General features: G+C 43.0%; 23 protein-coding genes. 18 read left to right on the top strand and 5 right to left on the bottom strand.

Features of this window, described 5'->3' with window-relative positions:
• Positions 1–199 precede the first annotated feature (199 nt).
• From mnmG to GKR71_RS12095, 14 genes are all read left to right on the top strand, one after another.
• Entirely contained in the window at positions 200–2,089 is a 1,890-nt protein-coding gene (mnmG, locus tag GKR71_RS12160) for a tRNA uridine-5-carboxymethylaminomethyl(34) synthesis enzyme MnmG (protein ID WP_036950604.1), read from the top strand.
• A 1-nt stretch (position 2,090) separates the two neighbouring features.
• Entirely contained in the window at positions 2,091–2,714 is a 624-nt protein-coding gene (rsmG, locus tag GKR71_RS12155) for a 16S rRNA (guanine(527)-N(7))-methyltransferase RsmG (protein ID WP_036950606.1), read from the top strand.
• Between the two features lie 590 nt (positions 2,715–3,304).
• Positions 3,305–3,679 carry a F0F1 ATP synthase subunit I gene (gene atpI / locus GKR71_RS12150; RefSeq protein WP_036950608.1) on the top strand — a complete coding sequence of 125 codons (375 nt, stop codon included), beginning with the start codon at positions 3,305–3,307 and terminating at the stop codon, positions 3,677–3,679.
• Positions 3,680–3,712: 33 nt separating this feature from the next.
• Positions 3,713–4,531, top strand: coding sequence for a F0F1 ATP synthase subunit A (gene atpB / locus GKR71_RS12145; protein ID WP_006660652.1), 819 nt, complete (start codon positions 3,713–3,715; stop codon positions 4,529–4,531).
• Positions 4,532–4,578: 47 nt separating this feature from the next.
• Positions 4,579–4,818, top strand: a complete 240-nt coding sequence (gene atpE, locus GKR71_RS12140; RefSeq protein ID WP_004246596.1) for a F0F1 ATP synthase subunit C — start codon at positions 4,579–4,581, stop codon at positions 4,816–4,818.
• A gap of 57 nt (positions 4,819–4,875) precedes the next feature.
• On the top strand, positions 4,876–5,346 hold the full coding sequence (atpF, locus tag GKR71_RS12135) for a F0F1 ATP synthase subunit B (protein ID WP_036950611.1): 471 nt from the start codon (positions 4,876–4,878) through the stop codon (positions 5,344–5,346).
• 12 nt (positions 5,347–5,358) lie between these two features.
• Positions 5,359–5,892, top strand: a complete 534-nt coding sequence (gene atpH / locus GKR71_RS12130) for a F0F1 ATP synthase subunit delta (RefSeq protein ID WP_036950613.1) — start codon at positions 5,359–5,361, stop codon at positions 5,890–5,892.
• 14 nt (positions 5,893–5,906) lie between these two features.
• Positions 5,907–7,448: a F0F1 ATP synthase subunit alpha gene (gene atpA / locus GKR71_RS12125; RefSeq protein ID WP_006660649.1), complete on the top strand. Its 1,542-nt coding sequence runs from the start codon at positions 5,907–5,909 to the stop codon at positions 7,446–7,448.
• A 55-nt stretch (positions 7,449–7,503) separates the two neighbouring features.
• Positions 7,504–8,367 (top strand): F0F1 ATP synthase subunit gamma, encoded by an 864-nt coding sequence (gene atpG, locus GKR71_RS12120; protein ID WP_006660648.1) that lies wholly within the window; start codon positions 7,504–7,506, stop codon positions 8,365–8,367.
• Between the two features lie 34 nt (positions 8,368–8,401).
• Positions 8,402–9,784 (top strand): F0F1 ATP synthase subunit beta, encoded by a 1,383-nt coding sequence (gene atpD, locus GKR71_RS12115; RefSeq protein WP_006660647.1) that lies wholly within the window; start codon positions 8,402–8,404, stop codon positions 9,782–9,784.
• Between the two features lie 21 nt (positions 9,785–9,805).
• Positions 9,806–10,231 (top strand): F0F1 ATP synthase subunit epsilon, encoded by a 426-nt coding sequence (locus tag GKR71_RS12110; RefSeq protein WP_006660646.1) that lies wholly within the window; start codon positions 9,806–9,808, stop codon positions 10,229–10,231.
• Positions 10,232–10,354: 123 nt separating this feature from the next.
• The gene (glmU, locus tag GKR71_RS12105; RefSeq protein WP_036950618.1) at positions 10,355–11,725 is read left to right on the top strand and encodes a bifunctional UDP-N-acetylglucosamine diphosphorylase/glucosamine-1-phosphate N-acetyltransferase GlmU; all 1,371 of its coding nucleotides are present in this window, start codon (positions 10,355–10,357) and stop codon (positions 11,723–11,725) included.
• Between the two features lie 277 nt (positions 11,726–12,002).
• The gene (gene glmS / locus GKR71_RS12100) at positions 12,003–13,835 is read left to right on the top strand and encodes a glutamine--fructose-6-phosphate transaminase (isomerizing) (protein WP_036950619.1); all 1,833 of its coding nucleotides are present in this window, start codon (positions 12,003–12,005) and stop codon (positions 13,833–13,835) included.
• Between the two features lie 231 nt (positions 13,836–14,066).
• A complete protein-coding gene (locus GKR71_RS12095; protein ID WP_154634338.1) occupies positions 14,067–15,362 on the top strand; it encodes an SLC13 family permease in 1,296 nt (431 codons plus the stop codon).
• Positions 15,363–15,467: 105 nt separating this feature from the next.
• Here the strand turns inward: GKR71_RS12095 and ulaG are convergent, their stop codons facing one another.
• Positions 15,468–16,535 (bottom strand): L-ascorbate 6-phosphate lactonase, encoded by a 1,068-nt coding sequence (gene ulaG, locus GKR71_RS12090; protein ID WP_108479116.1) that lies wholly within the window; start codon positions 16,533–16,535, stop codon positions 15,468–15,470.
• Positions 16,536–16,650: 115 nt separating this feature from the next.
• The gene (gene ulaR / locus GKR71_RS12085) at positions 16,651–17,406 is read right to left on the bottom strand and encodes an HTH-type transcriptional regulator UlaR (RefSeq protein WP_154599604.1); all 756 of its coding nucleotides are present in this window, start codon (positions 17,404–17,406) and stop codon (positions 16,651–16,653) included.
• A gap of 427 nt (positions 17,407–17,833) precedes the next feature.
• Here ulaR and GKR71_RS12080 point away from each other — a divergent pair, with 427 nt between their 5' ends.
• The 3 genes from GKR71_RS12080 (at position 17,834) to GKR71_RS12070 (ending at position 20,835) form a co-directional block, all read left to right on the top strand.
• Complete coding sequence (locus GKR71_RS12080) at positions 17,834–19,606, top strand: PTS ascorbate-specific subunit IIBC (RefSeq protein WP_154634337.1); 1,773 nt, start codon at positions 17,834–17,836, stop codon at positions 19,604–19,606.
• 66 nt (positions 19,607–19,672) lie between these two features.
• A complete protein-coding gene (locus tag GKR71_RS12075) occupies positions 19,673–20,140 on the top strand; it encodes a PTS sugar transporter subunit IIA (RefSeq protein WP_036950629.1) in 468 nt (155 codons plus the stop codon).
• A gap of 50 nt (positions 20,141–20,190) precedes the next feature.
• Positions 20,191–20,835, top strand: a complete 645-nt coding sequence (locus tag GKR71_RS12070) for a 3-keto-L-gulonate-6-phosphate decarboxylase UlaD (protein WP_154599602.1) — start codon at positions 20,191–20,193, stop codon at positions 20,833–20,835.
• 53 nt (positions 20,836–20,888) lie between these two features.
• On the opposite strand, the gene GKR71_RS12065 is transcribed toward GKR71_RS12070, so the two are convergent.
• Positions 20,889–22,181, bottom strand: coding sequence for an MFS transporter (locus GKR71_RS12065; protein WP_108479118.1), 1,293 nt, complete (start codon positions 22,179–22,181; stop codon positions 20,889–20,891).
• A 558-nt stretch (positions 22,182–22,739) separates the two neighbouring features.
• Here GKR71_RS12065 and GKR71_RS12060 point away from each other — a divergent pair.
• Positions 22,740–23,813 carry a nitrilase-related carbon-nitrogen hydrolase gene (locus GKR71_RS12060; protein WP_154634336.1) on the top strand — a complete coding sequence of 358 codons (1,074 nt, stop codon included), beginning with the start codon at positions 22,740–22,742 and terminating at the stop codon, positions 23,811–23,813.
• 64 nt (positions 23,814–23,877) lie between these two features.
• Here the strand turns inward: GKR71_RS12060 and GKR71_RS12055 are convergent, their stop codons facing one another.
• The gene (locus GKR71_RS12055) at positions 23,878–24,828 is read right to left on the bottom strand and encodes a hypothetical protein (RefSeq protein ID WP_154634335.1); all 951 of its coding nucleotides are present in this window, start codon (positions 24,826–24,828) and stop codon (positions 23,878–23,880) included.
• Between the two features lie 69 nt (positions 24,829–24,897).
• The gene (locus GKR71_RS12050; RefSeq protein ID WP_154634334.1) at positions 24,898–25,437 is read right to left on the bottom strand and encodes a TetR/AcrR family transcriptional regulator; all 540 of its coding nucleotides are present in this window, start codon (positions 25,435–25,437) and stop codon (positions 24,898–24,900) included.
• Positions 25,438–25,460: the final 23 nt, after the last annotated feature.

The following is a 25,460-nucleotide window of genomic DNA, read 5'->3' as shown; positions in this document are numbered from 1 at the left end:
TTTGATGATCTTTAAAGTGAAAATTCACTTATCCACAGAAACTGTCGATCCTAATAAAAGATCTAATAAAGAGATCTTTAAATAAAAAAGATCTTTATATTATATAGGCGAGAGGCCAGGGCTTGGTCTCTCCATCAAACTTGAGTAGAATTCACTCCTCGAATGCAGAATCCGCATTTTCTAACGTTAAGGTTCACACATGTTTTATCCAGAGCAATTTGACGTCATCGTAATTGGTGGTGGTCATGCCGGTACTGAAGCAGCAATGGCAGCTGCACGTATGGGGCGTCAAACCCTATTACTGACTCACAATATTGATACATTGGGCCAGATGTCTTGCAACCCAGCCATCGGTGGGATCGGTAAGGGACATCTGGTAAGAGAAATTGATGCCCTCGGTGGCTTAATGGCTACCGCAACTGACAAAGCGGGTATTCAATTTAGAACACTCAATGCAAGTAAAGGCCCAGCGGTTCGTGCAACTCGCGCACAAGCAGACCGCGTGCTATATCGCCAAGCCGTTAGAACTGCATTAGAGAACCAACCAAACTTAATGATCTTCCAACAACCTGTTGAAGATCTGATTGTTGAAAATAACCGAGTAACTGGCGCTGTTACCCGCATGGGCTTAAAATTTAAAGCCAAAGCGGTGGTATTAACCGTAGGTACTTTCCTTGATGGGAAAATTCATATCGGTTTAGAAAATTACAGTGGTGGTCGTGCTGGTGATCCACCCGCAATTACGTTATCTCAACGTTTAAGAGAATTGCCATTACGTGTAAACCGCTTAAAAACGGGTACACCACCACGTATTGATGCAAGAACTATTGATTTCAGTCAGTTAGCTCAACAGCTAGGTGACGACCCAATGCCGGTATTCTCATTTTTAGGTTCGCAAGAGCAGCATCCACAACAAGTGCCTTGCTACATCACCTATACCAATGAGCAAACTCATGATGTGATCCGTAATAATTTAGATCGCAGCCCTATGTATGCAGGGATCATTGAAGGGATCGGTCCTCGTTACTGTCCTTCAATTGAAGATAAAGTCATGCGTTTTGCGGATAAAAATGCACATCAGATCTTCTTAGAGCCAGAAGGTTTAACTAGCAACGAAATTTATCCAAACGGGATCTCCACCAGCTTGCCATTTGATGTTCAAATGAAAATAGTTCATTCCATGAAGGGAATGGAAAATGCAAGGATCGTCCGCCCTGGTTATGCCATTGAGTACGATTTCTTTGACCCACGCGATCTAAAACAAACTCTCGAAAGCAAATTTATCGAAGGTTTGTTCTTTGCGGGTCAAATCAACGGTACAACAGGTTACGAAGAAGCCGCAGCTCAAGGTTTATTAGCAGGTCTTAACGCTGCACAACATGCATTTGACCTAGAAGGTTGGTTCCCTCGTCGTGACCAAGCCTATGTCGGCGTATTAGTTGACGACTTGTGCACATTAGGAACTAAAGAACCGTACCGTATGTTTACTTCCCGTGCGGAATACCGTTTGATGCTACGCGAAGATAATGCAGATTTACGTTTAACCGAAAAAGGACGTGAATTAGGTCTTGTGGATGATATTCGTTGGGAGCACTTCAACCGCAAAGTCGAAATGATCGAAAAAGAGCGTCAACGCTTAAAAGATATCTGGGTTCACCCTAAATCTGATAATCATGAAGAAATCGACCAAATTTTAACCGTTCCATTATCGAAAGAAGCCAATGGTGAAGATTTATTACGCCGTCCTGAAATGACTTATCAAATGCTGACTTCTTTGAATTTGTTTGCTCCAGGAGTTGAAGATCCTCAAGCTGCAGATCAAGTTGAAATTCAAGTGAAATACGAAGGTTACATTGCTCGTCAGCAAGAAGAGATCGAGCGTCAACTGCGTAATGAAAATACCTTACTCCCTGTTGATTTAGATTATAAGCAGGTGAAAGGCTTATCCAACGAAGTCATGGCAAAACTGAATGACCACAAACCAACGTCAATTGGTCAAGCTTCTCGTATTTCAGGGATCACACCAGCAGCAATTTCAATTTTGTTAGTGTGGCTCAAAAAACAAGGCATGCTACGTCGGAGTGCATAATATGGATTTACTTAGCAAACTGACAAAGCTATTGGCAAAGGCCGACATTCAACTGACTGGCAAGCAAAAACAGCAGTTAGTTGATTATGTTGGTTTATTGCACAAATGGAATAAAGCGTACAATTTAACGTCGGTACGTGAGCCGGAACAAATGTTAGTTCGCCACATCATGGACAGCATCGTGGTGAACGATCACCTTAAGGGTGACAAGTTTATCGATGTAGGAACGGGCCCAGGGCTTCCTGGCGTACCTTTAGCGATTGTACGACCTGATGCTCACTTTGTTTTATTGGATAGCTTAGGGAAGCGTATACGCTTCCTAAAACAGGTTCAGCATGAGTTAGGGCTAACTAACATTGAGCCAGTTCAATCTCGAGTGGAAGAGTACCCTGTTGAAGATGGATTTGATGGCGTAATTAGCAGAGCCTTTGCATCACTCAACGATATGCTGAGTTGGTGCCACCATCTTCCTGCAAGGGAAGGGCGCTTTTATGCGTTAAAAGGTGTGGTTCGTAACGAAGAACTCACACAGCTACCTGAAGGATTTGAAGTTGAGTCCATTACAGAGCTAAAAATTCCAGAATTAGACGAACAGCGTCACTTAGTTAAATTATTCAAAAAATAACGTAGTTTCTAGTAAAATTATTTTATCTTTTAGAGCGGTAGCCGTACATTTACAATGTTACGGCTATTTTTATATATAATTAAAATAAAGATAATTTAAATTCACTTGTTATTTACAGAATATTAACGAATATATATCAAAAATAATCACATTAATCGTAATAATATTCCTAATCTAATATTATTACTAAATCGTTTTAGCATTAATAATGAAATATCCAAATTATTTTTTCATTTTTTTGCCTAAAAAATAACAAATTTAATTATTTGATTTATGGCTTAAAAATAGGGTTCTAACCGGATAAAGAGTGTGGTTATTAATCAAGAGATTAAGATTTATTGTGATCTTAATCACATAAAGTTATTTTTAGGCGACGAATCGTTAATAAATTATTAATCCTACCTGTCTTAATTCTGCGCTATCTCGAAAAAATTAAATATTTATTCACCTTTTCGCTACTTACTGATTGAATTCATTTCGCCTGCCCGTATAATTTGCACGTTTTTGTCTCTTGACACATTTAAGCAAAGGCAGTTTTATTACAACCCTTAGCGTTTCTTAGGCTGAGAGAGCTGGGAGTACACAAAGTTATGTCTGTTTCCCTTTATGGCAGTAATGCTTCTAAGCAACTGTCTATTCAGTTAATAACTTTTGTAATCCTCAGTGGGGCTTTCTGTGCAAATAGTATAGAATGGGGGGCCTCTGCTCTTGCTGGTGGGTTAGCATGCTGGTTACCTAATATCGTATTTATGCTGCTATCACGCTTTGAAAAAGCAAAAGAAGAGGATGAACCTGTCCGCATTGCCTGGTTCTTTGCATTAGGAGCAGGGTTAAAGGTTGTGACAACTATTACTGTCTTAGTTGTTGCTTTTGGTGTGTTTAAAGCGTCAATAACACCACTGGGTTTGACCTATTTAGCGGTGCTGATTGTTCAGATTGTTGCACCAGCCGTTGTAAAACGGTAAGTATTTTTAAACTACAAAAGGGTAAGAGGCATCATGTCTGCATCAGGAGAAGTGATGACTACAAATGAGTACATAGGTCACCATCTGAGAAACCTTCAGTTGGATCTACGTACCTTTGAGTTGGTCGATCCCCACGCTAGTCCAACGTTTTGGGCGTTAAACATTGACTCGCTTTTTTTCTCAGTAGTTCTCGGGGCTTTATTCCTGTGGCTATTTAGAAAAGTTGCTGCCAATGCGACTAGTGGCGTACCCGGTAAGTTACAGACTGCAATAGAACTGATCATTGGTTTCGTTGATAACTCAGTCCGTGATATGTATCACGGGAAGAGCAAAGTTATTGCCCCTCTGGCATTAACGGTGTTCGTCTGGGTATTTTTAATGAACCTTCTGGATCTACTTCCAATTGATTTCATCCCATACATCGGTGAGCACTACTTAGGTTTACCTGCTCTGCGTATTGTTCCAACCGCAGATGTGAGTATCACGATGTCGATGGCAATTGGTGTGTTTATCCTAATAATCTTTTACAGCATCAAGATGAAAGGAATTGGCGGATTCACGAAAGAGCTCACTATGCAGCCTTTCAACCATCCGGTATTTATCCCTGTAAACTTGATTCTTGAAGGGGTTAGCCTGCTGTCAAAACCTGTATCACTCGGTCTGCGACTGTTTGGTAACATGTATGCAGGTGAATTGATCTTTATTCTTATCGCGGCTCTGCTTCCGTGGTGGTCACAGTGGTTGTTAAGCCTGCCTTGGGCTATCTTCCACATACTGATTATTACGCTACAAGCCTTTATTTTTATGGTTCTGACTGTTGTCTATCTGTCGATGGCTTCTGAAGAGCACTAATTTTATTAATCAATAATTGTATTAACTGAAACAAACTGGAGACTGTCATGGAAAACCTGAGTATGGATCTGCTGTACATGGCTGCCGCTATTATGATGGGTTTAGCGGCGATCGGTGCTGCGATCGGTATCGGCATCCTAGGTGGTAAATTTTTAGAAGGCGCTGCTCGTCAGCCAGATTTAATTCCTCTGCTGCGTACACAGTTCTTTATCGTAATGGGTCTGGTCGATGCTATTCCGATGATTGCTGTTGGTCTGGGCTTATATGTAATGTTCGCTGTTGCCTAATTAACGTTCGGCACACATTAAGAACATTAACTAACTAATAAATAAGAGGTATTGTCTGTGAATCTAAATGCAACAATCCTCGGCCAGGCTATCGCGTTTGTCCTGTTTGTTTTGTTCTGTATGAAGTATGTATGGCCACCGATTATGGCGGCCATAGAAAAACGTCAAAAAGAAATTGCTGACGGTTTATCTTCCGCAGAACGTGCTAAAAAGAACCTGGAACTGGCGCAAACCGACGCAACCGACCGACTGAAAAAAGCGAAAGCTGAAGCTCAAATCATCATTGAACAAGCGAATAAACAACGCACTCAAATGATTGATGAAGCTAAAGCGGAAGCGGAAGCAGAACGTGCAAAAATCGTAGCACAAGCGCAAGCTGAAATTGATGCTGAGCGTAAACGTGCACGTGAAGAGTTACGTAAACAGGTTGCGATGCTTGCTATCGCAGGTGCCGAGAAGATCATCGAACGTTCCGTGGATGAAGCTGCTAACAGCGACATCGTTGATAAACTAGTCGCTGAACTGTAAGGAGGGAGGGGCATGTCTGAAATCGCTACTGTAGCTCGCCCCTACGCCAAAGCAGCTTTTGACTTTGCTGTGGAAAACCAAGCTGTTGCTAAATGGCAGGAAATGCTGGCCTTCACCTCTGAGGTGACGCGCAATGAACAGGTTGGTGAGCTGCTTTCTGGTTCTATTGCACCAGAAACATTAGCTAAAACGTTTATCTCTGTTTGTGGAGATGAAATTGACGAGCATGTTCAAAATCTGATTCGTGTTATGGCGGAAAACGGTCGTTTAACAACGATGCCAGAAGTATTAGCTCAATTTATCCAATTGCGCGATACGCTGGAATCAACCGTTGAAGTTGATGTTCTTTCTGCGAACGAACTGAGTGAACAGCAGTCAGCTAAAATTTCTGCCGCGATGGAAAAACGTCTGTCACGCAAAGTTAAGCTGAATTGCAAAATTGACAAGTCTGTTATTGCTGGAGTGATCATTCGTGCGGGAGACCTCGTCATTGACGGTAGTGTCCGCGGTCGCTTAGAGCGTTTAACTGACGTCTTGCAGTCTTAAGGGGACTGGAGCATATGCAACTGAATTCCACCGAAATCAGCGAACTGATCAAACAGCGTATTGCTCAGTTCGATGTTGTGAGTGAAGCTCACAATGAAGGTACGATTGTTTCCGTTAACGACGGTATCATTCGTATTCACGGTTTAGCCGAAGTCATGCAGGGTGAAATGATCGCACTGCCTGGCAACCGTTACGCAATTGCACTGAACTTAGAGCGTGACTCTGTTGGTGCGGTTGTTATGGGTCCTTATGCTGACTTAGCAGAAGGCATGAAAGTTAAATGTACTGGTCGTATTCTTGAAGTTCCAGTAGGCCGTGGCCTGTTAGGACGTGTAGTGAATACACTGGGTCAACCAATTGATGGTAAAGGTCCTGTTGAGCACGATGGCTTCTCTCCTGTAGAAGTTATTGCTCCGGGTGTTATCGACCGTCAATCAGTTGATCAACCTGTACAGACTGGTTATAAATCAGTCGATGCGATGATTCCAATCGGCCGTGGCCAGCGTGAGCTTGTCATCGGTGACCGTCAAACTGGTAAAACAGCTCTGGCGATCGATGCAATCATCAACCAGCGTGATTCTGGCATCAAATGTGTTTACGTTGCTATCGGACAGAAAGCATCAACTATCTCTAACGTAGTACGTAAACTGGAAGAACACGGCGCTCTGGAAAACACTATCGTTGTTGTTGCAACTGCATCTGAATCAGCTGCACTGCAATACTTAGCACCATACTCTGGTTGCGCGATGGGTGAATATTTCCGTGACCGCGGTGAAGATGCTCTGATCGTTTATGATGACCTGTCTAAACAGGCTGTCGCATACCGTCAAATTTCACTGTTGCTGCGTCGTCCACCAGGACGTGAAGCATACCCAGGTGATGTTTTCTATCTGCACTCCCGTTTACTTGAGCGTGCTGCTCGTGTTAACGCTGATTACGTAGAAGCATTCACTAAAGGTGAAGTGAAAGGTAAAACTGGTTCATTGACTGCTCTGCCAATCATTGAAACTCAAGCGGGTGACGTTTCTGCATTCGTACCAACAAACGTAATTTCGATTACTGATGGTCAGATCTTCCTGGAATCTAACCTGTTTAACTCTGGTATTCGTCCAGCGGTTAACCCAGGTATTTCAGTATCTCGTGTTGGTGGTGCTGCTCAGACTAAAATCATTAAGAAACTGTCTGGTGGTATCCGTACAGCACTGGCTCAATACCGTGAACTGGCAGCGTTTGCTCAGTTTGCTTCCGACCTCGATGACGCAACTCGTAAACAGTTGAGCCATGGTCAGAAAGTAACTGAACTGCTGAAACAGAAACAGTATGCACCAATGTCAGTAGCAGAGCAGGCACTGTCTCTGTTCGCTGCAGAACGTGGATATCTGGACGATGTTGAGTTAGCAAAAATTGGTGCATTCGAAGCTGCATTAGTTTCATTTGCACAGCGCGAGCATGCTGACCTTATGAACGAAATTGGTCTGGCGGGCAAATATAACGATGATATCGAAGCTAAGTTGAATAAACTGCTCGAATCATTCAAAGCCACCCAGTCCTGGTAATACTATTCGGCCCGTGAATTTTTATGGGCCGTCTGGTTAATAAGGAGAAGCAGAAATGGCCGGCGCAAAAGAGATACGTTCCAAGATTGGAAGTGTGCAAAACACACAGAAGATCACTAAAGCGATGGAAATGGTCGCGGCGTCCAAAATGCGTAAAACGCAGGAACGCATGGCGGCCAGCCGTCCTTATGCAGAAACCATGCGCAGTGTGATTGGTCACCTTGCATTAGGTAATCTGGAATATAAACACCCATATCTCGAAGAGCGCGAAGTTAAGCGCGTCGGGTATTTGGTTGTTTCAACAGACCGTGGTCTGTGTGGTGGTTTGAACGTTAACCTGTTCAAAAAACTGCTAGCAGACATGAAAACGTGGTCTGAGAAAAACGTTCAGGTTGATTTGGCTTTAATCGGTTCTAAAGCGGTAGCATTCTTCGGTTCTGTAGGCGGCAATGTCGTTTCACAAGTAACCGGAATGGGGGATAACCCGACCCTTTCTGACCTGATTGGCCCGGTTAACTCTATGCTACAAGCCTATGATGAAGGGCGTTTAGATAAACTGTATGTGGTGAACAACAAGTTCGTCAATACAATGTCTCAAGAACCAACTATTCTTCAGTTACTGCCATTGCCTGCAAGCGATGACGAAACACTGAAGAAGAAATCTTGGGATTATTTATATGAACCCGATCCTAAGGCGTTGCTGGATACCCTGCTGCGTCGTTATATCGAGTCGCAGGTTTATCAGGGCGTCGTTGAAAACCTAGCTAGTGAGCAGGCCGCTCGAATGGTAGCGATGAAAGCCGCTACAGATAACGGTGGAAACCTGATCAAAGAGTTGCAGTTGGTTTACAACAAAGCTCGTCAGGCCAGCATTACTCAGGAACTGACCGAGATCGTTTCTGGTGCTGCCGCGGTTTAACAGCTAGGTTTACGAATTACGTAGAGGATTCAAGATGGCTACTGGAAAGATTATCCAGGTAATCGGCGCCGTTGTGGACGTCGAGTTCCCTCAAGATAACGTACCAAAAGTGTACGATGCTCTTGAGGTTATTAACGGTAAAGAAAAACTGGTGTTGGAAGTTCAACAACAGTTAGGTGGTGGTGTTGTCCGTTGTATCGCAATGGGTACATCAGACGGTCTGAGCCGTGGTTTAGAAGTTGTAAACCTAGAGCACCCAATCGAAGTACCAGTCGGTAAAGCAACTCTGGGACGTATCATGAACGTTCTGGGTGAACCAATCGACATGAAAGGTGATATCGGCGAAGAAGAGCGCTGGTCTATTCACCGTGCTGCACCAAGCTACGAAGAGTTAGCTAACTCAACTGAATTGCTGGAAACCGGTATCAAAGTAATGGACTTAATCTGTCCATTCGCGAAAGGTGGTAAAGTAGGTCTGTTCGGTGGTGCGGGTGTTGGTAAAACAGTAAACATGATGGAACTGATCCGTAACATCGCGATTGAGCACTCAGGTTACTCAGTGTTCGCCGGTGTTGGTGAGCGTACCCGTGAAGGTAACGACTTCTATCATGAAATGACCGACTCAAACGTTCTGGATAAAGTATCACTGGTTTATGGCCAGATGAACGAGCCACCAGGAAACCGTCTGCGTGTTGCGCTGACTGGTCTGACTATGGCTGAAAAATTCCGTGACGAAGGTCGTGACGTACTGCTGTTCGTTGACAACATTTATCGTTATACACTGGCAGGTACTGAAGTATCAGCACTGTTAGGTCGTATGCCATCAGCGGTAGGTTACCAACCAACGCTGGCGGAAGAGATGGGTGTTCTGCAAGAACGTATTACCTCAACTCAAACTGGTTCTATCACTTCCGTTCAAGCGGTATACGTACCAGCGGATGACTTGACTGACCCATCACCAGCAACCACCTTTGCTCACTTAGACGCAACCGTAGTTCTGAGCCGTCAAATCGCATCTCTGGGTATCTACCCTGCGGTTGACCCTCTGGATTCTACCAGCCGTCAATTAGACCCACTGGTAGTTGGTCAAGAGCACTATGATGTTGCTCGTGGCGTTCAGTCTATTCTGCAACGTTACCAAGAACTGAAAGATATCATTGCAATCCTGGGTATGGATGAACTGTCTGAAGAAGACAAACTGGTTGTTGCTCGTGCTCGTAAGATCCAGCGCTTCCTGTCTCAACCATTCTTCGTTGCAGAAGTCTTTACCGGTTCACCAGGTAAGTTCGTTTCTCTGAAAGACACTATCCGTGGCTTCAGCGGCATCCTGAACGGTGATTACGACCACCTGCCAGAACAAGCGTTCTACATGGTTGGTACCATTGAAGAAGCTGTGGAAAAAGCGAAAAAGCTTTAATCCATCTGACGAGAGGTTGATATGGTAGCTGCAATGACATACTACCTGAAAGTAGTAAGCGCGGAAAAACAGATGTTTGAAGGCTTAGTACAAAAAATTCAGGTGACAGGTAGTGAAGGTGAGTTGGGGATTTATCCGCAGCATACCCCGCTGCTGACTGCCATAAAACCGGGCATGGTACGCATTACGAAGCAGTTTGGTGAAGAAGAGCTAATTTACCTCTCCGGCGGTATTTTAGAAGTTCAACCAACAGGTGTTATCGTACTCGCTGATACAGCGATCCGTGGTAAAGATTTAGACGAAGCTCGTGCAGTGGAAGCTAAACGCAAAGCGGAAGAACATGTCCGCAAAGCACACGGCGATGTTGATTATGCTCAGGCATCAGCAGAACTTGCAAAAGCAATAGCGAAACTTCGAGTTATCGAGTTAACTAAAAAGCTTATGTAATGATAGCAATATAGAAAAAGCCAGTTAGTTTGACTAACTGGCTTTTTTATTTGTGCGAAATATGTAGTAATTTATACAGGAAATAGGTTTACTTTCACCCCAAAGTTGGAGTTTCAGGAAAATATGACTGTGCAAAGAAAAAGTGTCGTGATTTTAGCTGCCGGTAAAGGCACACGGATGTATTCAGACTTACCTAAAGTTCTGCATTTACTCGCAGGTAAACCAATGGTTCAGCATGTGATTGATACAGCGAAATCAATCGGTGCGTCGGATATTCATCTGGTATACGGACATGGCGGTGATTTACTGAAAGAAAAACTGGGTGAACAAAACCTCAATTGGGTTCTGCAAGCAGAGCAACTGGGTACTGGCCACGCGATGCAGCAAGCCGCTCCCCACTTCCAAGATGATGAAGATATTGTCATGCTTTATGGCGATGTACCTTTGATCGCTAAAGACACATTACAACGACTGGTAGAAGCTAAGCCAGAAGGCGGCATTGGCTTACTCACTGTTATCCTAGATAACCCAGCCGGTTATGGTCGCATTATCCGCGAAAACGGCGAAGTCGTTGGTATCATCGAACAGAAAGATGCCAGTGAAGAACAGCGTAAAATCCAAGAAATCAACACCGGTATTATGGTTGCAAGCGGAAAAGACTTTAACCGCTGGCTGAGCCAACTGAACAATAACAATGCCCAAGGTGAATACTACATTACCGACATCATTGCTCTTGCTCATAAAGAAGGTAACAAAATTGCGACCGTTCACCCAAGCCATCTCAGTGAAATGGAAGGGGTTAATAACCGTCTGCAATTAGCTGCGTTAGAGCGCATCTACCAAAAAGAACAAGCTGAAAAATTACTGTTAGCGGGTGTGATGTTGATTGATCCTGCGCGTTTTGATATTCGCGGAACCTTAACTCACGGTCGCGATGTGGTGATCGACACCAACGTGATCATCGAAGGTAACGTGACACTGGGTAATAACGTTCAGATCCAAACAGGCTGTGTACTGAAAAACTGCGTGATTGGCGATAACTCAGTTATCAGCCCATACTCAGTGATTGAAAATTCTGAATTATCCACGGAATGTACTGTTGGACCTTTCGCTCGTTTACGCCCTGGTGCTAAATTAGCAGCAAAATCCCATGTGGGTAACTTTGTTGAAATGAAAAATGCCACGCTGGGCTTAGGCTCTAAAGCGGGTCACTTAAGCTATCTGGGTGATGCTCAGATTGGTAGTAATGTGAATATTGGTGCGGGCACGATCACATGTAATTATGATGGTGTGAATAAATTTAAAACGGTTATTGGTGATGATGTGTTTGTTGGCTCTGACACTCAGTTAGTTGCTCCAGTGTGTGTGGCTAATGGCGCAACCATTGGTGCTGGTACCACGGTCACTCGTGATATTAACGAAGGTGAGCTGGTGGTGAGCCGAGTGAAACAGACGCACATTAAAAACTGGCAGCGCCCAGTAAAGAAAAAATAAGTAAATAAAACATAAGTAAATAAAACATAAGTAAATATAGAGGAGAGATATTCAAGTCTCTCCTATGATTAGTTATGAACGAATTAGTTATCTAAGAATTAGCAGTCTAAGCAATGTCGGTCAGTATTTTTTAATATAAAAATCGCTACAAAGTAGCAAATAGATAAAACAATAAAATTCCCCGTTTCTACAAGGCTGGGGAACAGCGAAAGCTGAACAATAATCAGGTTGCGACAATAAGAGGGGGAATAACCCCTTTATTTAGGAATAACTTAATATGTGTGGAATTGTTGGTGCTGTCGCACAACGTGATATCGCGGAAATTCTGTTAGAAGGTCTTCGCCGTTTAGAATACCGTGGTTATGACTCAGCGGGTATGGCGGTGGTTGATCATGAAGGTCATCTGCAACGCTTACGTGAAGTCGGTAAAGTGCAAATGCTGGCGGAAGAAGCAGAAAAGAACCCGGTTTCTGGTGGAACTGGTATCGCGCATACCCGCTGGGCGACTCATGGTATTCCAAGCGAGCGTAACGCTCACCCTCATACCTCGGGTTACATTGCCGTTGTTCATAACGGAATTATTGAGAACTATTTAGAACTGAAAGAAGAGCTGAAAAAACTTGGCTATATCTTTAGTTCAGACACTGACACTGAAGTGATTGCACACCTTGTTCATCATGAACAGCAGCAAGGTGGCACATTGCTGGAAGTGGTTCAGCGCGTGATCCCACAATTACGTGGCGCTTATGGCACCGTAATTATGGATAGCCGCAACCCAGAATTATTAGTCGCAGCACGTTCAGGTAGCCCGTTGGTTATCGGTCTGGGTGTTGGCGAAAACTTCTTAGCTTCTGACCAACTGGCATTATTGCCTGTGACTCGCCGTTTTATCTACTTAGAAGAAGGGGATATTGCGGAAGTTACTCGTCGCACTGTGCGTATTTTTGATAAGCAAGGCGCACCAGTTGAACGTGAGCAAATCGAATCGAATGTTCAATACGATGCAGGTGATAAAGGCGCATACCGCCATTACATGCAAAAAGAGATCTATGAACAGCCAATGGCGATTAAAAACACCCTCGAAGGGCGTTTTAACCAAGATAATGGTATCGACCTTAGCGAGTTAGGTCCAAAAGCCAGCGAAATTCTGTCCAAAGTTGACCATATCCAAATCGTTGCCTGCGGAACCTCGTACAACGCTGGTATGGTTGCGCGTTACTGGTTTGAATCATTGGCGGGTATTCCTTGTGACGTGGAAATTGCGTCTGAATACCGCTACCGTAAACCGGCACATCGTAAAGGCAGCTTGATGATCACCATTTCCCAATCAGGGGAAACGGCAGATACTTTAGCCGCTCTGCGCTTGTCTAAAGAACTGGGTTACTTAACGTCCCTAGCAATTTGTAACGTTGGCGCATCTTCATTAGTCCGCGAATCTGAATTTTCGCTGATGACCAAAGCGGGTGCGGAAATTGGCGTTGCTTCCACCAAAGCATTTACAACTCAGTTAACGGTATTGTTGATGCTGGTGGCATATATGGGACGCCTGAAAGGGGCAAACCCAGAACTGGAAGAGCGTATTGCTCATGCGCTTCACGCACTGCCTGCGCGTATTGAAAGCATGCTGTCTCAAGACAAAGTGATTGAAGCGTTAGCTGAAGATTTCTCAGACAAAAACCACGCACTGTTCTTAGGTCGTGGCGATCAGTTCCCTATCGCCGTTGAAGGCGCACTGAAACTGAAAGAGATTTCGTATATCCACGCCGAAGCGTATGCAGCGGGCGAATTAAAACATGGCCCATTAGCGTTAATTGATGCAGATATGCCAGTTATCATCGTTGCTCCGAACAACGAACTGTTAGAAAAACTGAAATCTAACATTGAAGAAGTTCGCGCGCGTGGTGGTCTGCTGTATGTGTTCGCTGACCAAGATGCTGGTTTTGTGGCAAGTGAAAACATGAAAATTGTTCCCCTGCCGCATGTGGAAGAGTTAATCGCACCAATTTTCTACACTGTTCCTCTGCAACTGCTCTCTTACCATGTTGCGTTAATCAAAGGAACTGACGTGGATCAGCCGCGTAACTTAGCAAAATCAGTGACTGTTGAGTAATCTCGTTCTGATTTAAAAATCCAGCCGGTGTTCTGTAAAAGAACACCGGCTTTTTATTGCTTCTCTATTCTTACACACCATTAAAATTTCCCTACTGAACTATAATAATCCGATGCTAATTAGTTGATTGGGTATGCATCTATTCGCTATCAATTTCACGTATACTTAATTTTCTTGATGCAGTATTGAGCAATAATAAACAACAATAAAAATCAGCAGAAGGTTACGTGGATGGCAGAGATTGAATGGTTGAGTGCGGTTGTCATCGCAATCACAATAGGGTTTTGGGCGACAGGAAAACTACCAGAATATTTAGTAGCATTACTGTTTTTAGCAGCAGCGGCATGCTTACATCTAGCGCCAACCAATGTGATTTTCTCGGGGTTCACCTCGGAAGCATTTTGGCTCGTTTTAAGCGGATTCATTCTTGGGTTTGCCATCAATAAAGTGGGGCTAGCGGAACGGATTGCGCAGCATATCTCGGGGCGTTTCACAAAATCCTGGCTCTCATTGATCATTGGCGTGGTGATCCTCGCCTATGGATTGGCGTTTATTATGCCGTCGAATATGGGGCGAATTGCATTACTGATGCCGATTGTGATGGCAATAGCAGATAAAGTCGGGCTAGAAAGTGGCAGCCGAGGGCGTATCGGGTTAGCGCTGGCGGTGGGTTTTGGTACCTTCCAACTTTCTGCAACTGTGCTGCCTGCGAACGTTCCCAACCTTGTTATGGCGGGAGCGATAGAAACCACTTACCACCTTAAACTTTCCTACTTGAATTACCTGTTCCTGCATATGCCAATCTTAGGGCTGATTAAAGGCGCAATGGTGGTGCTGTGTATCTATTTTCTATTTCCTGCCAAATTGCAGCCGGTGGCTGAACAAAAAACCTTGCCGCCAATGAGCCGCGATGAGAAAAAGCTCGGTGTTGTGCTGGCAGTCACATTGCTTTTCTGGATCACGGATACCACACACGGTATTTCACCAGCATGGGTGGGATTAGTCGCGGCATGTTTCTGCTTGCTGCCTAAAGTCGGTTTTGTCACCAATGACGAGTTTGTTAAAGCGGTGAATATCCGTACTTGTATCTATGTGGCAGGGATTTTGAGCCTAGCAACATTGGTGAGTTATTCCAACGTTGGAATGGTGGTTGGTACTTACTTACAAAAGATGCTGCCACTGGATCCAAATAGCCCGTTTATGGATTTTGGTAGCTTAGTGGGACTGACTAGCGGCTTAAACTTTGTGGTGACGGCAAACGGCGTTCCAGCACTGTATACCCCGTTAGCAGAATCTCTCTCTAATGCCACGGGCTTACCACTAATTGCGGTTCTCATGGTACAAGTCATCGGTTACTCAACACCTTTATTGCCTTATCAAGCGTCTCCGATTGTTGTCGCGATGGGAATGGGCAAAGTGCCGTTAATGGATGGCGTAAGGCTGTGTCTGATTTTGTTTATTTTGACCTTTTTCCTCTTGGTGCCTCTGGATTATTTCTGGTTTAAATTGCTGGGCGTGATCCCTTAATCACGATTTTGGTGATTAACATAAAGTTAGCTATTTTATAAAGATAATAAAAATCCGGTAGGGTATATGCCTTACCGGATTTTGTTTTTTTAATCGATAACAATCTTATAAGAAGGCTTTATACGGCAATTCAGGTTCGTTTTTAAAGATGTCTTGGAAGCCTCTGAAATGCTGATAATGCATGCGTCCTTTATCGGTTGGGTAGGTATATTTTCCGCCAACTTGCCAGAAGAATGGGGTAAATTTATATTGCAGACGCTCTTTTTTCATATTCCATAACACTTCAATTTCACGAGGGTCATTTTGGAAGTTAGCCCAAATATCGTGGTGGAATGGAATAACTGTCGTGCAATCTAATGATTCTGCGGCACGTAAAATATCGGAAGAGGTCATTTTGTCGGTGACACCGCGCGGGTTTTCGCCGTAAGAAAGCAGGGCAACATCAATATTGTAGCGGTTGCCGTGCGCCGCATAGTAGTTGGAATAGTGAGAATCTCCAGAGTGATACAAAGAGCCGCCTGTGGTTTCAATTAAATAGTTCACCGCACGTTCATCCATACCGTCCAAAATGGCTTTGTCATAGGAAGAAACGCCTTTTGGTAAGGTCACTAGCGCGGTACGGTCGAATGAATCTAAAACACGGATTTTCATATCGCCAACTTCAATCACATCGCCCACTTTGGCCACAATGCAGCGATCTTCTGGTACACCCCAACCTGTCCATAGGTTGACGCAGGCTTGTGGACCAATAAATTTAACGTGGTCTCCGCAGTTTTGTAGCACTGCCGCCGCAACGTTGACATCAATATGGTCAGCATGGTCATGGGATGCCAAAATGGCATCGACATCTTTAATCGCAAATGGATCGAGCGGAAAAATCGCGGTACGTAAGTTGGGCTGCAGGGCTTCAACTCCGCCCATACGCATCATTTGGTGCTGCTGATTCATCAGTGGGTTTTTTTGGGTCTTTTTACCTGTACCACACCAAAAATCGATGGATATGTTAGTGTTACCTTCGCTTTTCAACCAAATACCTGTACAGCCCAGCCACCACATAGAAAATGTGTTGGGTTCTACGACGGTTTTTTCGATCTCTTCATTGAGCCAGGTTCCCCATTCAGGGAATGTGCTTAAAATCCAAGATTCACGGGTAATTTCATTTACTTTACTCATAGCAACACCTTTCCTATCCAGAATTTCAAATGTAAGGGATTAGCGCCTTATTAATGAAAATAAGGCGAAATACAGAATAAATTTGTTAATTCGTTGAATTAGATAGTTAATCTAATTATACAAGGATGACTTGCGTGCCTTGGGCTTCGATGGCTTTGATAATTTTCGGGTCGGCATTCTTACCGGTGATGAGATAGTCAATTTTTTCGGTAGGGCAAAATAACATGCCCGTTCGACTTCCGACTTTTGAGCTATCCACAACGACAACCAATTTATCAATACGATCGAGCATCTGTTGCTCCGCGACCGCAGTCAGCATATCTGTTTTGTACAACCCTGTTTCGGTTAAACCTTTCCCTGAAGTGAACATCCAGTTACCGGCATATCCCATCAATGTGCTTAATGCAGGATTGAGGAAAATACCTTGTGTTCGGTTATATTGCCCGCCAATCAGAACTACATCTTCATGTTCTTCTTCAATCAAATAACTGGCGAGAGGGAAATAGTTCGTTACTATCTGAACCCCTTTTCCACACAGTTGCTGTCCTAGCAAAAATGCGGTGGATCCACAGTTGATAACAGCGCTATCTCCCGGTTGGCAAAGTTCTGCCGCTTTCATGGCGATTTGTGACTTTTCTTCATAATGGTCGGTGCTATTGATATTCAGTGGTGACCATCTGAGTCTTTTTTCTTCAATGCGCTCTGCACCATTACGTATTTTTTTGAGTTTGCCTTGCTCATCCAGCTTGGCGATATCTCGGCGAGCAGTTGCCGGCGAAATATCAAAATGTTTTGTGATAAAAGATACGTTAATGATTTGATTTTCTTTCAATAAAGACAATATTTCATGATGTCTTTGTGTCTCATTCATGTGTAGCGCCTTATTTCTGTATAATCATTTTTCGTCTTTAGTGATGATTATTATAATCACGATTCCATGATAACTTTTGACTTAAAATGATTGAATTTGATTCTATATGATTATAATGAAAATTGTCAACTCACTAAATTCAAAAATTACCCATGCCGATTTAATTCTTTAACTATATGTAAATATTGATTTTTACTATATTTGTTGTGATCAGCTCAACAAATGTAGGGTTTTTTACTGGTCAAAAAGTGTCACTTCAAATAATCATAAATGAACAAATGGTGATTGCTTATGATTGCAAAATGTATTTGAGTGATTAAATTGATGAACTGTTTGATTATAGCGTGAGAATGCTTGTCTGTGATCAGGGTAATGTAATTTTAAATAAGATAATAATTCACACTAAATTTGATTTAGGGGTAAAAATATGGATTTTCTGTATGACTCATTCTATATTTTTTACAGCCAAGTGATGACCAAAGCCCCGTTATTACTGGGATTAGTGACATTGATTGGCTACTGGCTTCTAAAGAGAGATGGCACAACCATCCTGAAGGGAACCATAAAAACGATTGTCGGCTTTATGTTAGTGCAAGTGGGAGCCGATACATTAGTCTCCAGCTTCAAACCTGTCATTGCAAAAATGTCAGAATATCATCATCTTACCGGTTCAGTTATCGACCCTTATACCTCAATGATGGCCACCATGGAAACCATGGGGGATAACTATTCATGGGTTGGGTATACGGTGTTGATTGCATTGGCGATTAATATTCTTTTGGTGCTTTTCCGCCGTATCACGGGGATCCGAACCATTATGCTGACGGGGCATATCATGTTCCAGCAAGCGGGATTGATCGCGGTATTCTATTTTGTGCTGGGCACCAGTATGTGGGAAACCATTATTTACTCAGCCGTTCTCATGGCGCTGTATTGGGGCATTTCATCCAATATTATGTTCAAGCCAACGGAATCAGTCACGGGTGGGGCAGGGTTTTCAATTGGTCACCAGCAGCAAGTCGCATCATGGGTCGCCACTAAAATTGCCCATAAACTCGGTGATAAAAACGATAGCGTTGATAATCTTAAACTACCGAAATGGTTGCATATTTTCCATGATAGCATCGCGGCCACCGCGATTGTGATGACCGTTTTCTTCGGCATCATTCTTCTTTCCTTTGGGTTAACTAACTTGCAAGAAATGGCAGGGAAAACCCATTGGACCATCTATATTCTAGAAACCGGTTTGAAATTCGCGGTCGCCATCCAGATTATTGTTACCGGTGTGCGGATGTTTGTTGCCGAGCTTTCTGAAGCGTTTAAAGGGATTTCCGAGCGCGTTATTCCTAATGCGGTACTCGCCATTGACTGTGCGGCAATTTACGCCTTCTCTCCTAATGCCATGGTATTCGGCTTTATGTGGGGGGCGTTGGGGCAGTTTACTGCGGTGTTGATTATGTTGGGATTAAGTTCCCCGATCATGATTATTCCTGGATTTATCCCAATGTTCTTCTCCAACGCGACAATTGGGGTATTTGCCAACCATTTCGGTGGCTGGAAAGCAGTCATGAAAATCTGTTTCGTGATGGGGATCATTGAGGTGTTTGGGTCTGCATGGGCGATTTCATTGTTTAGCCAGCAAGGAACGGATTTTAGCGGTTGGATGGGCATGGCTGACTGGGCGTTAGTTTTCCCACCAGTGATGCAGGGGCTTTCCTTCTCTAAATATTTCTTCTTTGTCTTGATTGGACTGTCGTTTGTTTACATGTACTTTGCGTCGAAAAGATTGCGTGCGGAAGAAGATGCGCAAGCCGCTACGGCAGCGGAGCCACAAGCAGAGCTGAGTGTTGAAAATGCGCCGATTGAACCAACAGAACTGCCTATTTCAACAGGCGCTAGACCCGTCAGTATTCTTGCGGTGTGTGGTAATGGGCAAGGTTCATCAATGATGATGAAAATGAAAATTGCCAAGTACCTTGAAGGTAAAGGCATTCCTCATGTGATGGATTCCTGCGCGGTCTCTGATTACAAATCAAAACTGGCGAATACAGATATCATCGTCTCTTCCAAGCATCTCTCTTCTGAAATGGATGCGGGGGAAGGTAAATTCGTACTGGGTGTGCAGAATATGTTGAATCCGAACTCATTCGGCGATGAATTACTGGCGATTATTCATAATAACTTTAGTGAGTCGAAATAAATCCAATAACTAAATTTGTCATGGGGATTCAGTGATGTATGCCCATGACAATAGGAGAGCAATGCCATGGGTTTCAAACAATCTCTAATGGATAACAACTCCATTAAATTACATGCCTCAGCGGATAATTGGCAGGACGCGATTAAGATTGGCACCGATATGCTCATCGCATCTGGGGCGATTTTGCCGGATTACCATGACGCCATTATTAGCAGCGTCAAAGAGTTAGGCCCTTATATCTGTATTGCACCTCATTTAGCCTTACCTCATGCGCGCCCAGAAAATGGCGTTTTAAAAACCGCATTTGCCTTGGTGACATTAAAAGAACCGATTGTATTTGATGGGGAAAGTGAGCCTGTGGATGTCCTTATTACCCTCGCGGGAAGTTCTTCTGATGAACATATGGAAGGATTAATGGAAGTGACTCAAGTACTGGATGATGAAGAGAGCGAAACGGGGATTGATCTCGATAAAATTCGCCGATGCACCAGCGCAGACGAGGTCTATCAGGTGATTGATGCCGCATTGGCTTAAGCCGTTATTCACCAGATACCCGATTTAATCTAAAATACTAGGATAATCAAATGACTAAACCTTTAATTCAAATTGCATTAGACCAAACCAATCTGAAAGATGCGCTGGCGGTTGCTGATAATGTGGAGTCTTTTGTTGATGTGATTGAAATTGGTACTATTTTGGCTTTTGCGGAAGGCATGAATGCAGTTTCAACACTACGTAAAAATCATCCATCACACATTATTGTTTGCGATATGAAAACCACGGATGGCGGTGCGATTTTATCGAAAATGGCGTTCGAAGCCGGCGCGGATTGGATCACGGTTTCGGCAGCGGCGCATATTGCCACTATTACGGCATGTAAAAAAGTGGCGGATGAATTTGGGCGTGAAATCCAAATTGAGCTGTATGGTAACTGGACATTAGACGATGCTCAGCGCTGGGTAGATTTAGGAATCAAACAGGCGATTTACCATCGTTCTCGTGATGCTGAGCTCGCTGGCGTGGGCTGGGGACCTGAAGATCTCACCAAAATGCGCCAACTTTCTGATTTAGGCCTCGAATTGTCGATAACTGGGGGGATTGTGCCGGAAGATATTCATCTTTTTGAAGGTATCAAAGCCAAAGCCTTTATTGCTGGGCGCGCATTGGTCGGTGAAAAAGGAAAAGCCACCGCAGAAGCACTGCGTGAACAAATTGCTCGTTTCTGGTAATTGGTATTGATAAAAATCCCCTCGAAATTACGGAGGGGATTTTGTTTTTAGGTTTATAAGCGTTTACTTGGTAGTAGCATTACGGCAATACCGCCTATTACCGTCACCGCAGAGAACGCGGCAAAGTTCCAACTACTGGCGACTCCAAGACTGGCAATATAAGCGCCAAACATGGGACCAGACATTGCACCTACACGGGAAATACTCATTGTCCAACCTGTTGCAGAAGCCCGCACACTGGATGGATAGAAATGAGCGACATAGCCTGTCAAAATTAATGGCGCAGAAATACAGCCAATCCCCGCGAGGCCCACAAGTAAATAATTCATATAGATATTTTGCTTGAAGACCATCAATCCAATACCCATTGCACCTAGCATAAAGAAGAATGCAACTGTACCGCGAGCGCCACATTTATCGGCGACTTTCCCGAGGAATAACCCGCCTAGCGCAGAAGATAAACTGAACACCACTAAGAAAGTTAAGCTGGAGCCGAGATCATAACCTTCTTTACGCATAATGGATGGCAGCCACGTATTTAAGCCGTAAACGATGAAGCCACCACAGAACAGAGCGACCCAAAAACAGCAGGTTGCTCGCAGGTAATCTTTGGAAAAGATAATCGCGACAACTTCTTTTAAGCTACGGGAAGCCTGCTTTTCTTGTTTCACGGGTTCGTGATAGGTAACTTCAAGTTTCTCCGCCAGTTTTCTCGCTTTTTCGTGTTGCCCTCGGTTATTAAGGTATTCAATAGACTCAGGCAATAGGCGGGACATTGGCCAGATTAATAACAAAGGCAATGACCCGATCATCATGACGCCACGCCAACCAAATTGGCTAAGAATCGCAATCGCCACTAACGCAGCACATAAGATACCCAGAGAGTAGCCTGAGTACATAATGGCATAGTTAAACGACCGTTTTTCAGTTGGTGAATATTCAATAGTGAGAGCCGCGGCTACGGGGATCACGCCCCCAAGTCCAATTCCGCCGATAAAACGCATTAATCCAAAAAACCAAGGTGTTGGCGCTAAAGCGGTGGCTAACATGGTGGACGAAAATAGCGTAACGCAGATTAGTAGCATGCGTCGTCGACCATATAACTCGCTTAACGTTCCGATAATAAAAGCACCGAAGAACATTCCCACGAGGGTATAACTGCTCAAGGCGCCTAATTCAATAGGGGTTAAATTCCACTCTTTATATTCAGAGAGTGTGGGTAAAACTGCACCCATCACCCCCACGTCATAACCTTCAAATAAAATGCTTAGCCAGCAAACCAGCATGACTTTAAAGGTCGTGCGTTTTGAGGAGACAGATGTAATTTCAGATGTTTGTATTGTCATAAATCACTCTCTAATCGTTATTCGACCGATATTTTTTTAATGGCAAGTACGTATATTTTTAAATCTGAAAAGCCGACATTACACTTTACTTTTTTAAGTTAAATCACAATAGAAATGTTAATTAAATGTACAATAAATGCAGAAATAGGATATTTATTGCAGTTTTTGTTTTTGGATTAAATATTAATAAAACTTAAGTTTACTCGCAGTTTTTGTTTCTGTTTTTAAGAATGAAAATGTTTTCCTATATTAATTTTATGAGGAAATTAAAAATAGCAATAATTTTTCATCTAATTGATATTTATGTATTTTAAAATAAAGTAACGCGAGGTTATATTTATAACTAATAAGATAATCACTAGATTGTTAATATGTTTATAGCCTGATTTTTTATTTTAAATATTAGCGTGAAGTATTGAACGGATTAAGTGTGAATATCCAAAAAGTATAATTTAATATTTATTTGACATAAATTTAACATGTGAATAATATTCGATGAGTTTGATTTTTGAACAATGCCAAATGCAGGTAAATCGAAAATAAAATCGGAGAATTATTATGATAAAGCCATATGGTGTAGTGGGTTTAGTGCCAACAACGTGGGGAATAAAAACGCGTAGCGATATTATGAAAAATATCGACCATCTTGAGGAGCTATCTCACGGTGCGCTGTGGCTATCTTCATTGGATCTCCCTGTTCGTTTACTTGTTCTCCCTGAAGGTGCTTTACAAGGTTTCAACGATGAAGCATTGGATTTACCGATTGCTGAATTCTTAAAAGATGGCGCTATTGATATTCCAGGCCCTGAGACTGATAGACTGGGTGAATTAGCGAAATCTCAAAATGTGTACATCATGGCGCAAGCGAAAACTCGTGATCCTGATTGGCCAGGAATTATGTTTAACGTTGGGTTTGTTATTGATCCCAAAGGCAACATTATCCTGAAACACCATAAAATGTCCTCTTTGTTGCCGTGTGAACGTTCGGCATCGCCTCATGATCTGTACGATGAGTGGATAAAAAAATATGGGCGTTCATTACAATCTTTCTGGCCGGTGGTTGATACTGAAATTGGTCGATTAGGGGTAATGATGGCCATGGAAGGAAACTTCCCTGAAAACGGTCGTGGTCTGGCATTAAATGGGGCAGAAGTGGTGTACCGCGCTTCATTACCAACGCCATTTACTGAAAATGACCTGTTTGAAATTTCTAACCGCGCCCGTGCGTTGGAAAACAATTTCTATGTTGTGGCGCCTAATATTGGCTCAATGTATATGTTCCCAACCACACAAGCGCCAATTGATTGTGGTGGCGGTCGTTCACTGATTGTGGACTACAAGGGTAAAATCGTGGGTAAACAAGAGGATACTAATGGTTCTACCTATGTTTATGGGGTGATTGATATCGAAGCGATGCGCCATCACCGCGCCAATGCTTCGGTCAGTAATTGGCTGAAAGATATTCGGACTGAATGTGCTCAACTCATTTATGAAACGCCAATTTACCCGAAAAATACCTACTTACATGAGCCTCAAGGCAATCATAAACACTACCGAGAAACCATTTTAAATAAGCAAATCGAGAAAATGATCGAACGAAATGTGTTTGTACCGAGTGTGTATGATAAGTAATAACGGTCGCGATTAATCAAAAACCAACAGCGTGTATTACGTTGTTGGTTTTTTTAATTCTAAGCTAACGGATATCGTTATTTTCATAACGCTTATAGATTTTAATGGTACCTATAGACAGGGTGCGATTTAGCTGGTTAGGTTGCGCAGCAAAATCAGCATCAATTAAAAACAGATTTTTTTGCCTATCTTTTCTTACGTTGCCTTCGGAGCCATGATCAAAAAGAGTGCGTCCCCGGGATTCAACAAAACCAGAAGCCTCCTTGCCTGTTATCGATCTCCCATCAATAAACTTAGTGACTAAAATGGCATTGCCATTTGCGAGCGTAGTAGATCGTGCAAAGTTAATATCTTGATTTACCTCATTTAATACTCTGGCGCAGCGATCGTATTTCGCATATTTATTGTATTTAAAGTTTAAATCGCGATGAGGAATTTTAATCGCAAAGTTACCCACGCGATAGGCGGTTCCATATTCCCCTTTACCAAGATAATGACGCATGTTGAGGGTGAGCGTGCCATATTCCTCCTCACCAAGTTCATTGTGTTTGCTGAGGGAGCGCGCGCGACATGTCGAGTGATTTTTGACTAAAAAGATAGGTCGATGATCAGCGCCGAACGCATCATTTTTAAAGATGATATTGAGACGATGCAACTTTTCTGTGAACTGGTCTATTTCGCTTGGTACTATTTTTGCGATTATAGGCTCAATATGTACGATCGGTTCAATGTGTACTTTGTTTGGCGCTAAATTCGTATTTTTTTCTATTTTTTGCGGAGAAGGATTCTCTGGTATTGTCAGCTTTACGAAACTTTGATGGGAAGGGATGATTTCTGTATTTTTTGTTTTCTTGGGATGTTTTAACAATGTATTAAACAAGTTGGTATTAAATAACCTGTTTACTCTCTCTATAAACCCGTTTTTTTTATTTTTAGGTTTCGCCAAAGCGGATTGGTTTTGTTCAATATGTGGCTGAGATATTTTATTTGTACACCCATTACTTATTCTATTCATTGAACACTCTCCTTTTTAGATAAAAATATAAAACAGAGAGTGTTAGAGATATCAAAAATAGATTTTCACTTAAAATTTAAACGTGTTTTCGATATCGCTGAATATTGATTGCCATTCTGCATCATCAATATCCATCAAACCAAAATGGCGCAAAATAAAAGTGCCTTCAGTGGCTAAAAATAGCAATCTAGCGCGTTTGCCGCCTTCGGTTGATAAATCTAAATTAGCAATGCGTTCTCGATACCATTTACGGGTGCTTTCTAAATATTCAGGTGTTTGAAGCAGAGAAGCCATTAATGCGGCACCTTTGGCGATACTGGTTTTATCGTGATCCGCTGTGGCTTTTATGTGGGCAATCACTCGACCTTCAGGACTGTTATCTTGGGCTATCGCTTGACTGAAAATCTCATCGTAAGAGTGGCTCCAGCGCTCAAACATGGCATCAATTAAGGCTTCTTTGTTACCAAAGCAGTATTGGACTCCCCCTTTAGAAATCCCCATTGATTTGGCGACTGCATCAATCGTCAGTGCGGTAGCACCTTGATTAATGACAATCTCTTCTGCGGCTTCTAGCACTTTTTCGCGATCGATTGTTCGTTGACGTCCCATTTAAAAAAACCTCTTTTCAATAC

The sequence above is a fragment of the Providencia sp. wls1922 genome (genome assembly GCF_009706505.1).
In the GTDB taxonomy this organism is placed as follows: domain Bacteria; phylum Pseudomonadota; class Gammaproteobacteria; order Enterobacterales; family Enterobacteriaceae; genus Providencia; species Providencia lanzhouensis.
The sequence above is the reverse complement of the archived record's forward strand: the minus strand, read 5'-3'. Positions and strand labels throughout refer to the sequence as shown.

Bases quoted from the DNA above. Each gene is read 5' to 3' on its own strand.
- mnmG (WP_036950604.1), top strand. From the start codon at position 200: ATGTTTTATCCAGAGCAATTTGACGTCATCGTAATTGGTGGTGGTCAT.
- rsmG (WP_036950606.1), top strand. From the start codon at position 2,091: ATGGATTTACTTAGCAAACTGACAAAGCTATTGGCAAAGGCCGACATT.
- atpI (WP_036950608.1), top strand. From the start codon at position 3,305: ATGTCTGTTTCCCTTTATGGCAGTAATGCTTCTAAGCAACTGTCTATT.
- atpB (WP_006660652.1), top strand. From the start codon at position 3,713: ATGTCTGCATCAGGAGAAGTGATGACTACAAATGAGTACATAGGTCAC.
- atpE (WP_004246596.1), top strand. From the start codon at position 4,579: ATGGAAAACCTGAGTATGGATCTGCTGTACATGGCTGCCGCTATTATG.
- atpH (WP_036950613.1), top strand. From the start codon at position 5,359: ATGTCTGAAATCGCTACTGTAGCTCGCCCCTACGCCAAAGCAGCTTTT.
- atpA (WP_006660649.1), top strand. From the start codon at position 5,907: ATGCAACTGAATTCCACCGAAATCAGCGAACTGATCAAACAGCGTATT.
- atpG (WP_006660648.1), top strand. From the start codon at position 7,504: ATGGCCGGCGCAAAAGAGATACGTTCCAAGATTGGAAGTGTGCAAAAC.
- atpD (WP_006660647.1), top strand. From the start codon at position 8,402: ATGGCTACTGGAAAGATTATCCAGGTAATCGGCGCCGTTGTGGACGTC.
- GKR71_RS12110 (WP_006660646.1), top strand. From the start codon at position 9,806: ATGGTAGCTGCAATGACATACTACCTGAAAGTAGTAAGCGCGGAAAAA.
- glmU (WP_036950618.1), top strand. From the start codon at position 10,355: ATGACTGTGCAAAGAAAAAGTGTCGTGATTTTAGCTGCCGGTAAAGGC.
- glmS (WP_036950619.1), top strand. From the start codon at position 12,003: ATGTGTGGAATTGTTGGTGCTGTCGCACAACGTGATATCGCGGAAATT.
- GKR71_RS12095 (WP_154634338.1), top strand. From the start codon at position 14,067: ATGGCAGAGATTGAATGGTTGAGTGCGGTTGTCATCGCAATCACAATA.
- ulaG (WP_108479116.1), bottom strand. From the start codon at position 16,535: ATGAGTAAAGTAAATGAAATTACCCGTGAATCTTGGATTTTAAGCACA.
- ulaR (WP_154599604.1), bottom strand. From the start codon at position 17,406: ATGAATGAGACACAAAGACATCATGAAATATTGTCTTTATTGAAAGAA.
- GKR71_RS12080 (WP_154634337.1), top strand. From the start codon at position 17,834: ATGGATTTTCTGTATGACTCATTCTATATTTTTTACAGCCAAGTGATG.
- GKR71_RS12075 (WP_036950629.1), top strand. From the start codon at position 19,673: ATGGGTTTCAAACAATCTCTAATGGATAACAACTCCATTAAATTACAT.
- GKR71_RS12070 (WP_154599602.1), top strand. From the start codon at position 20,191: ATGACTAAACCTTTAATTCAAATTGCATTAGACCAAACCAATCTGAAA.
- GKR71_RS12065 (WP_108479118.1), bottom strand. From the start codon at position 22,181: ATGACAATACAAACATCTGAAATTACATCTGTCTCCTCAAAACGCACG.
- GKR71_RS12060 (WP_154634336.1), top strand. From the start codon at position 22,740: ATGATAAAGCCATATGGTGTAGTGGGTTTAGTGCCAACAACGTGGGGA.
- GKR71_RS12055 (WP_154634335.1), bottom strand. From the start codon at position 24,828: ATGAATAGAATAAGTAATGGGTGTACAAATAAAATATCTCAGCCACAT.
- GKR71_RS12050 (WP_154634334.1), bottom strand. From the start codon at position 25,437: ATGGGACGTCAACGAACAATCGATCGCGAAAAAGTGCTAGAAGCCGCA.